This is a genomic window from Alcanivorax xiamenensis (genome assembly GCF_009846745.1).
Classification (GTDB): domain Bacteria; phylum Pseudomonadota; class Gammaproteobacteria; order Pseudomonadales; family Alcanivoracaceae; genus Alloalcanivorax; species Alloalcanivorax xiamenensis.
The window spans coordinates 68279-80528 of the sequence record NZ_AQPF01000016.1; the positions used below are offsets into that span (position 1 = coordinate 68279).

Consider the following 12250-nt stretch of genomic DNA (forward strand, 5'->3'; position numbering starts at 1 on the left):
CAGAGCAGGGGCGAGAGGGTTTCCATCCTCGGATATCGGGCCGGTCACGCTTCAGCTCCCGTGTTCACCCGCGCCATTTCCCGGAAGCCGGCGGTGGCGATGAAGTCGCTGCAAAGCCTAATCATCGCCGGATCCCGCAGCAGACGCCGGTGCCCCTGCCGGTCGGCGCGGATCAGTTCGGATTGCGGCCAGTTTCGATGCAGGGTGTCGGCGGCGCTGAACGGCACCGTGTCATCTTCCGGATCATGCACGATCAATCCGGGGTGACGCAGGCCATCCTTCAAGGCCTCAAGATCCAACGCCGTCAACGGGTGACCGATGAAGTCCTCCACCCATTTCTCGAAAGCGGCGGTACTCGCCTGATCCAGCCCCAAGCCGGTGGCCAGTCGCCGCACCATGGCCGACAACGAGACAGGGCCGCCCAGGTGGACACTGGCGTGAACGTTCAATCCACGATGAAACGCCCACAGGGCGGCGGCGGAGCCTACTGAATGGGCGAGTACACCATGCACGGGTGCCCATTCCCGGGTCAGTGCCAGCAGCGCTTCTCCCATGTGCACCACGCTGGCCCGGTCACCACTGGCGTCGCCATGGGCCGGCCCGTCGAACAGCGAGACACTGTATCCGGCGGCGAGCAGCGGATCGACGAAGCCGAGCATGTGCGCGGCGCGGCTGCTCCAGCCGTGGACCAGAACGATCCGGGGGCCGGCGCCGAAGGTCCAGCTCACCAGGGTGCCCATGGCGGTGGAGTGAACTTTTTTTTCGCCGCCGTCGAGCCGTTCCTGTTCCTGGGGCATCAAGGGCGGACGCTCCGGCACCGCGAATGCGCTGATGAGGGCCGGTGGTATGGACTTTGGCTGTTGTGGAGTGGGCATGGGACCTCCTCGAAGAGGGCTCGGCGTGGCGAGCCGGTTAAATGATGATCAACATGTTTGAATAAATGTCACTCATCATTTAAAATACGTCAAGCACTTTCAGACTGATGCCGGGGCGATTTCCGTTCCGTGGCAAGGAGGATGGATCATGAGGGTCACCCGGGCTCAGGCCGAAGAGAACCGTGAGCGGGTCATCGAAACGGCGGGACAATTGTTCCGCGAGAAAGGGTTTGACGGTGTTGGCCTGAACGACCTGATGCAGGCGGCGGGGCTGACCCGGGGCGGATTCTACGGGCAGTTCGAGTCAAAGCTGGATCTGGCCGTGCAGGCCTTGAACCGGGCTCAGCGGTACAATCTGGAACGCTGGCGTCCGTTGGCGGAGCAGCCTCGGCAAGAGGCTTTGCGAAATCTTGTCGGTGGTTATCTGTCGCGCTATCACCAGCAACACCCGGAAGACGGCTGCGCACTGGCGGCGCTGGCGGTGGACACGGCCCGCCAGCCGGAGGCACTGAAAGCAGCGTTTACCGATAATTTGCGGACCTTCCTGGATTTCGTGGCCGGATTATGCGCTGGCGATTGCGAAGAGCAGCGCCAACAGCAGGCGATGGCGGTACTGTCCACGTTGGTGGGGGCGCTGGTGCTGTCGCGCGCTACTGACGATGCCGATCTGGCTCGCGGGTTGCGACGGGCGGCGTCGCAAGCGGCGCTGGAGGTGGGGGCGAAAAACTAGGGTGCCTCTGCAAAACACCCCGTCATCCCGGGCTTGACCCGGGAACTCCCTGCGCAGGGCGTATGGCGTGGTAGAGGGAGATGCCGGATCGAGTCCGGCATGACATTTTCAGAGGTTCCCTAGTACGGCAGCGTACCGCCAGGAGGTTGGCGGCGAAAGCGCTTGTAGCTCCATAGATACTGGGATGGTTCCTCCAGAATCAGCGCTTCGATGGACTGGTTCATGGCCTTCAGCGCGTGATCCAGGTCGCTGTCGTGGATGTCCTGGTGGGCCGGGCGCACGCGGATTTCGAAACCGCCGGTGCCGGGCAGACGGCAGGCCCAGGCCATGAACACCCGGGCGCCGGTTTGTTGCACCAGTTTGCAACTGAGGGTGCCGGTGTAGGCGGGTTGGCCAAAAAACGGAGCGAACCGGCCACTGCGGCGATCCGCCACCTGATCCGGCAGAATCGCGGTCATCGCCCCCTTGCGCATGGCTCGCACCAGACCGGCGACGCCGCGGGCGCTGGCCGGGTACATGGTGGAGCCGAAGTGCTCGCGGCCTTTTTTGATCAGATCATCCACCTCGGCCATGCCGGAAGGGGCGAACATCACATGCAGCGGAAAGTCCCGTGCCAGCCAGAAATTCAGCACTTCCCAGCAGCCGATATGCGGTGCCAGGATCAGCACCGGCTGACCAGCGTCCACTGCTTCGCGCAGCGGGCCATCGCCATCCACGGACACCACCCGCTCCAGGCCTTCCTCCGGGCGGCGCCAGAACAGGGCGATTTCGAAGGTGTTTTTCACCGTTTCCACCAGGGAATCCCTGACCAGTTGATCCGGGTCCGGCTGATTCGGCAGGCACAACGATAAATTGATCCGGGTGACGCGCCGGGCCTCGGTGGGCAGGGCCGCGAGCAGGCGGCCCACGGCGGTGGCGAGAGCCCGGTTCAGCCCGAAAGGCAACAGGCCGAGCAGGCGCAATCCGGCCACCACCAGATTCCCTTTCAGTTTTTGTATGCGTGGATTGGTTCGACGTCCCATGGCAGGCAAGTATACGGCGCTGGGCGCGGGACGCCAGAGGGGAAAGGAAGCGCCGGACGCTGGACGCCAGATGCCAGACACTTTAGAACATCGCATCTTGGAGCATTGCGGACATAAATAAGCGTTTTCAAGGCTTGCCAGGGCGAAGGGTCGGGCTTTTCATTATCGGCGTCCGGCGTGCTTGCCCGCCGGCGGGCCGCTATAATCGCCGCCGGACCAAACGAGGAAGCCATGACCGACATATCCGCCCTGCAAGCCTTTTTGCCGTGTGCCACGCCCCGGGCCTGGATCGACTGGGCGCTGGAAAACCCCGATCTGCTGCTGATCGACCATGCCCATTGTGAGAAGAAGGCTGCCTCAACGGCCCTCAATCTGATGTTCCGCTACGTGGACCGGCCGGAACTGCTGGATACTTTGAGCCAGTTGGCCAGGGAAGAATTGCTGCATTTTGAACAGGTGGTGAAACTGATGCGCGAGCGCGGCGTGCGGTACGACCACCTGTCACCGTCACGCTATGCCCAGGGGCTACGCTGTCATGTGCGCACCAGCGAGCCGGGCCGGCTGGTGGATACGCTGATCATCGGTGCCCTGATCGAAGCCCGTTCCTGCGAACGGTTCGCCGCGCTGGCTCCCCATGTGGACGAGGAGCTGGGCCGTTACTACCGCTACCTGCTGAAAAGCGAATCCCGCCATTTCGAGGATTACCTTGACCTCGCCCGCCGCTACAGCGACACGGACATCGAGGACCGGGTGGCGTTCTTTAAGGAGAAGGAAGAGGAACTGATCGAGGAGCCGGATGAGGCCTTCCGCTTTCATTCCGGCGTTCCAGGACCAAAGCTGGACTGAGCCGCTGTGGGAAGCTTGCTTGCAAGCGAATATTACCAGCCGCTGAAGTGAAGCCCATTCGCTTGCAAGCAAGCTTCCCACAGCGGCTAAGGATCGGGCTTTTTTGTTTTTCTCGCTGTCAGCTGTCCACTATCAACTGTCAACTGTCTCTACTGATTTCCCAACTTTCCAGCCGCAGGCCCGTCTCATCGGCAATGATCCACCAGCCCAGATCGCCCCAGTCGCCGAGTACCCAGCGGGTGCCGGTGCCGTTGGGGAGGGGAACCTCATGGACCGCGGGGCGGTGGGTGTGGCCGTGGATCAGGTTTTGGACGCCGGCTTCCTCCATCACCCGGACCACTTCCTCCGGGGTCACGTCCATGATGTTTTCGGCCTTGTTGGCGTTGTTGCCCTGGCTTTGCATGCGCATGCCCTGGGCGATGGCACGTCGTTCTTCCAGGGGCTTGGCCAGCATGGCCTGCTGCCACTGCGGATTGCGGGCCAGCGCCCGGAACTGCTGATAGGCGGTATCCAGGGTGCACAGGCTGTCGCCGTGCATGAGCAGGGCGCGGGTACCGTACAGCTCCACCACGGTGCCTTCATCCAGCAACTGGCCACCACACTGGGCGGCGAATTGTTCGCCCAGCAGGAAATCGCGATTACCGTGCATGAAATAGAGGGCGCTGCCGGTATCACTGAAGCGACGGAAGGCGTCGATGGCCCGGCGGTTGAAGGGGGCATCGTCATCGTCGCCGATCCAGGCCTCGAACAGATCGCCGAGCACATACAGAGCATCGGTCTTGCCGGCGTGTTCTTCCAGTAACTGTTCCAGGGCGGCCAGATGTTCCGGTCGCGCCGGGTCCAGATGCAGATCGGAGATAAACAGCGTATAGCTCATGATGCTCAGTCGGCCTGGCTGTCTTCATCCAGGCGTACCGCCCGCTCGATGATCACCGGGGTGCTGGGCACGTCGCGGACGCTGTGGGCGCCGTTGAGGCGGCCGACGCCGGTGCGCACCTTGGCGATCCGGTCCACCGTGTCCATGCCGTCCACCACCTTGCCGAACACCGCGTAACCCCAGCCACGCGGGGTCGGAGCGGTGTGGTCGAGCATGGCGTTGTCCTTCAGGTTGACGAAGAACTGGGACGTGCCGGAATCAGGGTTGGACGTGCGGGCCATGGACAGGGTGCCGCGCTCATTATTCAGACCGTTGTCGGCCTCATTCTTGATCGGAGCGTGGGTTTTCTTCTGCTGCAGATCGCGGTCAAAACCGCCGCCCTGGATCACGAATCCCGGTACCACGCGGTGAAACACGGTGCCGTCGTAGAAGCCTTCGTCCACGTAGCGCAGAATGTTCTCCACCGTTTCGGGCGCCTGTTCCGGGAACAGCTCGATGGTGATGTTACCCATGGACGTCTGCAGGCGTACCTGAGGGTTGGCGGCCCAGGTCAGGGAGCTTATCAGCAGGACGGACAGAGCGATCAGCAGACGCATGGATCAGTCCTCGATGATCTGAGCGGATTCGATCAGCACCGGATCCTGCGGCACATCCTGGTGGAAACCACTGCGGCCGGTGGGCACTTCCTTGATCTTTTCCACCGTTTCCATGCCTTCCACGACCTTACCGAACACCGCGTAGCCCCAGCCGTCCGGGGAGCGGGCCTGGTCCAGAAAGTGGTTGTCCGCCACATTGATGAAAAACTGAGCGGTGGCGGAATGCGGATCGGAGGTGCGCGCCATGGCGATGGTGCCGATTTCGTTGGAAAGGCCGTTGGCGGCTTCGTTCTCGATCGCCGCCTGGGTCGGCTTTTGTTCCATTTGCGTGGTGAAACCGCCGCCCTGGATCATGAAGTTGCCGATGACGCGGTGAAAAATGGTGCCGTCATAGAACCCTTCCCGGACATATGAGAGGAAGTTTTCCGTGGTTTTCGGCGCACGTTCGCTATCCAGTTGCAGAGTGATCTTGCCGTAGGTGGTCGTCAGCACCACTTTCATGGAGTTCTCCTTGGTGGGAGCCGGAAGGTCTGGCGCGTCTGGGGGCGTTTCGACCGGCTCCTGAGTCTTTGACTGTAAAGGGGCGCACTGTACACTAATGCCCCCCGTATTTCAGCCGCAGGCGGCTTAATGAGTGACGTGAAAGCGCCCAGTAATTTTATCAGACAGATCATCGATCGTGACCTCGCCGAAGGTAAAAACGACGGCCGGGTGGTGACCCGGTTCCCACCGGAGCCGAATGGCTACCTGCATATTGGCCATGCCAAGTCCATCTGCCTGAATTTCGGTATTGCCGAAAGCTATGGTGGCGCCTGCCATCTGCGCTTCGACGACACCAATCCGGAGAAGGAGGAGGAGGAGTACATCGTCTCCATCCAGCGGGACGTGGAATGGCTCGGGTTCCAGTGGACCGGACCGGTGCGTTTCGCCAGCGGCTATTTTGACCAGCTGTATCAATACGCGCTGCAGTTGATCGACAAGGGCCTGGCCTATGTGGACACCCAGAGCCCGGAGCAAATCGCGGAAATGCGCGGTAACTACAATCGGCCGGGCCAGAACAGCCCGCACCGGGAACAGTCCGTGGAAGAGAACCGGACGCTGTTCGAGCGCATGCGGGACGGCGGTTTCGAGGAAGGCGAGGCGGTGTTGCGGGCCAGGATCGACATGGCCAGCGCCAACATCAATCTGCGTGACCCCATCCTGTACCGGGTGCGCAAAAAAACGCATCACCAGACCGGTGACAAGTGGGTCATCTACCCGATGTACGACTTTACCCATCCGCTGTCGGACGCCATCGAGGGCATCACCCACAGTCTCTGCACCCTGGAGTTCGAGGATCATCGTCCTCTGTACGACTGGCTGGTGGAGCACGTGGAGGTGCCGGCGCAGCCGCGTCAGTACGAATTCGCCCGGCTCAACCTCAACTATACGGTGACCAGCAAGCGCCGCCTCAAACAGCTGGTGGACGAAGGCCATGTGGCCGGGTGGGATGATCCGCGCATGCCCACGCTCAGCGGTCTGCGCCGCCGTGGTTTCACGCCGGCATCGATTCGCGGGTTCTGCGAGAATCTGGGAGTCAGCCGCGCGGACTCGGTGATCGACATGTCGATTCTGGAAGACTCGGTGCGCGACGACCTCAATCAGCATGCGCCCCGGGCCTTCTGTGTGCTTAACCCGCTCAAGCTGGTGATCCGCAACTGGCCTGAGGACAAGACCGAATGGCTGCAGGCGCCGGTGCACCCGCAGAACGAAACCATGGGCACCCGGCAAATGCCGCTGACCCGCCAGGTTTATATCGACCGTGAGGACTTTCGCGAGGAAGCCAACAAGAAGTACAAGCGGTTGGTGCTCGGGGATCGGGTGCGGTTGCGCTACGGCTATGTGGTGCGTGCCGAGGAGGTGGTGCGTGACGCTGCCGGGGAGATTGTCGAGGTCCACTGCAGCTATGATCCGGACACGCTCGGCAAGAACCCGGAGAATGATGAAGGGCAGGGTAAACTGCGCGGGGTTATCCACTGGGTCAGCGCCCCTCTGGGGCTGCCATGCCAGGTGCGTTTGTACGACCGTCTGTTCAAGGTGCCGATGCCGACCCGCGTGGGCGAGGGCGAGGATTTCCTGGATCACATCAACGAAGCGTCCCTGCAGGTGCTTGATCACTGCGTGGTGGAGCCAGGCCTGAAAGGGGTATTGCCGGAAACCCGCTATCAGTTCGAGCGGGAGGGGTACTTCTGTGTCGACACGGACAGCGACGAGAATGGCCTGATCTTCAATCGCACTGTGGGGTTGCGCGAATCCTGGCCTCGCGAGGCCTGAATCGGGCCACGGCGTTGGGTGTATAAAGGGGCGGCGACCGCCGCCCCTGTACTTCAGTCGGTGAGATCGTCCACGGCGGCGCCCGGTGCGTTGGTCTTTACCGAGTCGATACCGTTTTCCATGCCGCCGGTGTCCTTGTACATCTGGCTGGTACCGATGACCTGATGGTTGCCGGCCAGCAGATTGAAATAATGACGACCGTCCTTGGCTTCCTTGCGTTGATAACGCTCGTCCTTGGCGGCATTGTTCTGTACCGACTCAATGCCGTTCTTGCAGGCCTCCTTGGTGGTGTACTGCTCGCTGCCGAGAATAACCTGACCGTTGGCGGCTTTCAGTCGGAAGATAAACTGCCCGTTGCTCGCTTTATCCAGCTCAAACTTTCCTGCCATGGTGTCTCTCCTTGGTTCGCGCCCCCGGAAGCAGGGGCTATAAGAGAGTGTGCCATTGTGATGTGACAAGGGTTGTAAAAGTGTTTAGCGTTGGTTTCGCTTCGTAGGAGCGTCGACGTCGCCTCGTTGTATACTGCCGCGACGAGCACAGGGAAAGGGGAAGCGTGGATGATCTTGGCGGTGCCGGCGTTCATACGCGACTCCGGGCGCAAGGAGTGGCAATTCGCCCTGCGGACCTTCGCTGCCGGCATGATGGCACTGTATCTGGCGCTGCTGCTGGGGCTGGACCAACCCCAGTGGGCGTTGATGACGGTGTACATCGTCGCCCAACCGCTGGGGGGCATGGTGATCGCCAAGGGGCTGTCGCGACTGGTGGGCACGGTGCTGGGCGCGGTGATGGCGTTGTTGCTGGTGGGCGGGTTCGCGCAGCAACCGCTGCTGTTCTTTATCGCCATCGCGGCCTGGATGGCCCTGTGTACCTACCTGGCCAATCTGCTGCGCAATTTCCGCTCCTACGCCTTCGTGCTTTCCGGCTACACCGCGCTGATCATCGGCTTGCCGGCCCTGTCGCAGCCGGATCAGATGTTCACCGTGGCGGTGGCCCGGGTCACCGAGATCAGCCTCGGCATCCTCTGTGCTTCCGCCGCCAGCGTGCTGATCTGGCCCCGTTCCGCCGCCACCGCTTATCTGCACCGTTGTCGACAGCAATTGCGGGACTTGATCGCACTGGTGGCGGATACCGCCGGCGGACGCGCCGACAATCGCACCCTGCAGTTGCGCCGACGCGAACTGATTGCCAGTGGCATGGCGCTGGAAGCCCTGCGCGAAAACGCCCTGTTTGATTCCCAGCAACTGCGGCGTCGGGCTGGACTGTGCCGTCGTCTGGGACATGAGATGTTGGCGTTGATTTCCTCGGTGGGACCGTTGGGGGCCTACGTCAACCGCTATGCCTCGGTGTATCAACAGGAGCGCCTCGACGATTTGCTGCGTGGCATGGCGGAATTGGATGGAGACCTGGACCCGGAAAGCCTGCGGGTTCGCTTGTCGGAGCTCCATGATCAGGCCCGGGACCTGGCCCGCGGTCTGCGCAAGGAGGCGGTGGGCGACAACGAACAGCGTTTTCATGCCCTTCAGCTGGCGTTGGAACACTGTGGCGAGCTGTGTGATCGCCTGCGCTCCAGCGTGGTTCTTTACGCCATGCTGAGCGACCAGGCCCTGACACAGTCGTGGCGGTCCGGCACGTCACGATTGCACCTGGATCATGGGCAGGCGTTGCGCAGCGCCGGGCGTACCGCGATTGCCATTGCCGCGGCTCTGAGCCTTTGGTTCTGGAGCGCCGCGCCGCAGGACCAAGGTACTTTGATGGTGATCCAGACCGGAGTGGTGTGCGCGTTGTTCTCCACCCGGGACGATCCGCTCAAGGCGGTGTCCGGGTTCCTCAAAGGCGCCTCCCTGGCGGTGGTATTGGCCACGCTCTATCGTCTGGTTCTGCTGCCGGGCACGGAAGGTTTCGCCGCTCTGGTGCTGTTGCTGGCGCCGGTGTATCTGCTGGCCGGTCTGGCCATGACACAGCTGCCGAGCATGGCCATGGGCACCGCCACCGTGATCTTTTTCCCGATCCTGCTGGATCTCGGACCGCAACAGGACTTCTCGGCTCTGCCTCTGTTCAACAACGTGCTTGGGTTGGCGCTGGGCATGTCGTTGCCGGTGCTGGCCTTTCTGCTGATCTGGCCCGGCGATGATGCCGCCACCGCCCGTACCCGGTTGTGCCGGGATCTGTGCCGCACTCTCGGGCGCTGGCCCATGGCCCGCCGCCGTCCCCGTCACGAAATGGAAACCGTGCTGTATGACCGCATTGCCCGAACCTTGCCGCGACTGAGTCCGGAGAGTGCAAAGGACGGGGAACTGTTGCACGGCGCCATGGCGGCGGTGACGCTGGGGCTGGGGCTGTTGTTTCTCGACGCCTTGTGTCGGCGTGGCGTGCCTGATCCGATCCGGCTCACCCTGACGCGGCTTATCCGGGACACTCAGAGAGTATTGAGAGACGGTGACGAGGCCCGCTGGCGGCAATTGTCGGCGGACACCGAGCGCGCACTGCGGCAGTGTCAGCAAGCCTATAACAAAGCGGAAGGCGAGGGTGAGCGCCGCCGGCTGGTGCGGGCGGTGGTGCGTCTGCGTATGCAGATCAATATGATCGGAAATTATGGCGGCTTCTTCCTGGCCGGATCCGGAGCCGGCCGCTGGCGGGGGCTGGAGATAGCACATGCTGTATGAGATTGAGCTGGGCGGCGTGTTGCTGCCGCCCTTGGTGCCGCAGGTGCTGTTGGCCCTGCTGTTGTTTCTGCTGGTGCACGGTCTGATCAGTCGTTCTGATGGCTACCGGCACCTGTGGCATCCGGCCCTGGCCGGATTCTGTGTGTTCTTGATCGTGCTCGCCCTGGTGATGGGGGCGTGGCTGTCGCTGGGGAGTATGCATGGCTAATAATAAGGAAGGCGGCCGCTGGCGCGCTTATCTGTTCACCGCGCTGCTAGTGGCGGCCGCGGCGGTGGCGGTGTGGTATCTGTGGCGCCACTATTTCGAGGATGTCTGGACCCGGGATGCCCGGGTGCGCGCGGTGGTGGTGAGCGTGGCCCCGGACGTGTCCGGAGCGATCCAATCCCTGAAGGTGGTGGATAATCAGTACGTGGAGGAGGGCGAAACCCTTCTGCTGGTGGACCCGCGCCGTTATCAACTGGCGCTGGATCAGGCCAGGGCCGAGGTGGCGCACCGGCGCCAGGAACTGAATCTGCTGTCCCGGGAAGCCAGCCGCCGTCGCAGCCTCGGGCGAGCCATTTCCCAGGAGGAACGGGAGGAAGCGGATAACAAGGCGGCTTTGGCGCGGGCTGATCTGCAGGCGGCGGAAGCGGCCCTGGCACGGGCGGAACTGGATCTGGCTCGCAGTGAAGTGAAGGCTCCGGTAGCCGGCTTCGTCACTCATTTGCTGGCGCATACCGGTGATTACGCCCAGGCCGGGCAGCCGGTGGTGACACTGGTGGATGACCAGTCGTTCTGGGTCGAGGCCTATCTTAAGGAAACCCAGGTGCATCAGATCAGGGTAGGGGATGCGGCTCGTATTCATCTGCTGGGTGCCGGCAAAGCGCTGACCGGCAAGGTCACCGGCATTGGTCGCGGTATCGCCAACAGCAACGCGGTGACGGCGGACAAGGGACTGCCTTCCGTGGCGCCGACCTTCGAGTGGGTAAGGCTGGCGCAGCGGATTCCGGTGCGGGTGGAGTTCGATGAGATCCCGGAAACGCTGTTGCTTAGCGCCGGCATGACCGCCAGCGTGCAGGTGTTGCCGGAAAAGACGCGGGCACGCTGACACGCGACACGCCAGCACGCAAAATCAGGAGTGGCCGGTTGGCCGTGCTTATTCCTGATCGGGGGGCTGTTGCCGGGATGGCCGTGCCCGGTAACGCTATTGATCGCGTGTTGCGTGTTGCGTGTTGCGTGTTGCGTGTTGCGTGTTGCGTGTTGCGTCAGCCCTTCAATGCTTTTTCCGCCGCTTCCAGGGTCTGGAAGATCAGGGTGTTGATGGTCATCGGGCCAACGCCGCCGGGTACCGGCGTGTAGGCGGCGACCCGTTCCACCAGCGGTGCCAATTCGATGTCACCGCACTTCTGCGGGTGATAGCCGGCATCCACCACCACGGCGCCGTCCTTGATCCAGTCGGCCTTGATGAACTCCGGCTTGCCCACCGCGCCCACCACGATGTCGGCCTGTTTCACCAGCTCCGGCAGATTGCGGGTCCGGCTGTGGCAAATGGTGACGGTGGCGTTGGCCCCCAGCAGCATCATCGCCATCGGCTTGCCGAGAATGGCGCTGCGACCCACGACCACGGCGTGTTGGCCCTCCAGCGGCACCTGGTAGTGCTCCAGCAAGCGCATGATGCCCTTGGGCGTGGCGCAGCCATAAGCGTGCTCGCCCATGGCCATGCGGCCAAAGCCGAGACAGGTAACGCCGTCCACGTCCTTGCCCAGGGCGATGGCGTCAAAGCACAAGCGCTCGTCGATCTGTTCCGGCACCGGGTGCTGCAGCAGAATGCCATGCACGTCCGGATTGGCATTGAGCTCCTCGATACGCTGCAGCAGTTGCTCGGTGGTGGTCTCCTGGGGCAACTCGATGGCCTGGGAATCCATGCCGACGCGGCGGCAGGCATTGCCCTTCATCTTTACATAGGTGGCGGAGGCCGGATCGGTGCCCACCAGAATGGTGGCAAGGATCGGCGTGCGGCCGCCGGAAGCGGCTTTCAGGGCTTCCACCCGTTGTGACATCTCTTGCTCGAAGCGTTGAGCCAGGGCCTTGCCGTCCAGAATCTGCGCGCTCATGGGTCTCTCTTGGTCCTTGGAACATATAAAAGGAAAGCGGTGGGAATCGCGCGGCGATTCTCGCACGGTCGGCGGGTTGGAGCAAAAAATCGCCGGGAGCGATTTTTGATGTCGCCTTGGCGACGGCCCACAGGGTGACCGCCATGGACGGTGGTCACAAAAAATCGCCGGGAGCCATTGCTGTCTCACCGTTGTGGAGCGGGTCGCTAACACGCAACACGCAACACGCAACAC

At 62.5% G+C, this 12250-nt stretch carries 13 protein-coding genes; 6 read left to right on the forward strand and 7 right to left on the reverse strand.

Going from position 1 to position 12250, the window contains the following annotated elements; translation table 11 throughout:
- Positions 1 to 44: 44 nt before the first annotated feature.
- The gene (locus tag A6D6_RS11645) at positions 45 to 875 is read right to left on the reverse strand and encodes an alpha/beta fold hydrolase (protein WP_159660817.1); all 831 of its coding nucleotides are present in this window, start codon (positions 873 to 875) and stop codon (positions 45 to 47) included.
- A gap of 148 nt (positions 876 to 1023) precedes the next feature.
- Here A6D6_RS11645 and A6D6_RS11650 point away from each other — a divergent pair, with 148 nt between their 5' ends.
- Entirely contained in the window at positions 1024 to 1605 is a 582-nt protein-coding gene (locus tag A6D6_RS11650) for a TetR/AcrR family transcriptional regulator (protein WP_159660818.1), read from the forward strand.
- A gap of 119 nt (positions 1606 to 1724) precedes the next feature.
- On the opposite strand, the gene A6D6_RS11655 is transcribed toward A6D6_RS11650, so the two are convergent.
- On the reverse strand, positions 1725 to 2627 hold the full coding sequence (locus A6D6_RS11655; RefSeq protein WP_159660819.1) for a lysophospholipid acyltransferase family protein: 903 nt from the start codon (positions 2625 to 2627) through the stop codon (positions 1725 to 1727).
- 231 nt (positions 2628 to 2858) lie between these two features.
- Here A6D6_RS11655 and A6D6_RS11660 point away from each other — a divergent pair, with 231 nt between their 5' ends.
- Positions 2859 to 3473: a MiaE family protein gene (locus A6D6_RS11660; protein ID WP_159660820.1), complete on the forward strand. Its 615-nt coding sequence runs from the start codon at positions 2859 to 2861 to the stop codon at positions 3471 to 3473.
- A gap of 139 nt (positions 3474 to 3612) precedes the next feature.
- Here the strand turns inward: A6D6_RS11660 and A6D6_RS11665 are convergent, their stop codons facing one another.
- From A6D6_RS11665 to A6D6_RS11675, 3 genes are read right to left on the reverse strand one after another with little or no spacing between them, the layout of a single operon-like run.
- Entirely contained in the window at positions 3613 to 4350 is a 738-nt protein-coding gene (locus tag A6D6_RS11665; RefSeq protein ID WP_159660821.1) for a UDP-2,3-diacylglucosamine diphosphatase, read from the reverse strand.
- Between the two features lie 5 nt (positions 4351 to 4355).
- Positions 4356 to 4946: a peptidylprolyl isomerase gene (locus tag A6D6_RS11670; protein ID WP_133490937.1), complete on the reverse strand. Its 591-nt coding sequence runs from the start codon at positions 4944 to 4946 to the stop codon at positions 4356 to 4358.
- Between the two features lie 3 nt (positions 4947 to 4949).
- A complete protein-coding gene (locus A6D6_RS11675) occupies positions 4950 to 5447 on the reverse strand; it encodes a peptidylprolyl isomerase (RefSeq protein WP_133490936.1) in 498 nt (165 codons plus the stop codon).
- A gap of 129 nt (positions 5448 to 5576) precedes the next feature.
- Between A6D6_RS11675 and A6D6_RS11680 the strand changes: the two genes are divergently transcribed.
- A complete protein-coding gene (locus A6D6_RS11680) occupies positions 5577 to 7259 on the forward strand; it encodes a glutamine--tRNA ligase/YqeY domain fusion protein (protein ID WP_159660822.1) in 1683 nt (560 codons plus the stop codon).
- A gap of 53 nt (positions 7260 to 7312) precedes the next feature.
- Here the strand turns inward: A6D6_RS11680 and A6D6_RS11685 are convergent, their stop codons facing one another.
- Complete coding sequence (locus A6D6_RS11685) at positions 7313 to 7648, reverse strand: YegP family protein (RefSeq protein WP_133490934.1); 336 nt, start codon at positions 7646 to 7648, stop codon at positions 7313 to 7315.
- A 168-nt stretch (positions 7649 to 7816) separates the two neighbouring features.
- On the opposite strand from A6D6_RS11685, the gene A6D6_RS11690 reads away from it, so the two are divergent.
- The 3 genes from A6D6_RS11690 to A6D6_RS11700 are packed head-to-tail and all read left to right on the forward strand — an operon-like array spanning position 7817 to position 11010.
- Positions 7817 to 9922, forward strand: a complete 2106-nt coding sequence (locus A6D6_RS11690; RefSeq protein WP_159660823.1) for an FUSC family protein — start codon at positions 7817 to 7819, stop codon at positions 9920 to 9922.
- Complete coding sequence (locus A6D6_RS11695) at positions 9912 to 10130, forward strand: DUF1656 domain-containing protein (RefSeq protein WP_133490932.1); 219 nt, start codon at positions 9912 to 9914, stop codon at positions 10128 to 10130. Before A6D6_RS11690 ends, A6D6_RS11695 begins: the two co-directional genes overlap by 11 nt.
- A complete protein-coding gene (locus A6D6_RS11700) occupies positions 10123 to 11010 on the forward strand; it encodes an efflux RND transporter periplasmic adaptor subunit (RefSeq protein ID WP_159660824.1) in 888 nt (295 codons plus the stop codon). The genes A6D6_RS11695 and A6D6_RS11700 overlap by 8 nt, the downstream gene beginning before the upstream one ends.
- Positions 11011 to 11167: 157 nt before the next feature.
- Here the strand turns inward: A6D6_RS11700 and folD are convergent, their stop codons facing one another.
- Positions 11168 to 12016 (reverse strand): bifunctional methylenetetrahydrofolate dehydrogenase/methenyltetrahydrofolate cyclohydrolase FolD, encoded by an 849-nt coding sequence (folD, locus tag A6D6_RS11705; RefSeq protein ID WP_159660825.1) that lies wholly within the window; start codon positions 12014 to 12016, stop codon positions 11168 to 11170.
- Positions 12017 to 12250: the final 234 nt, after the last annotated feature.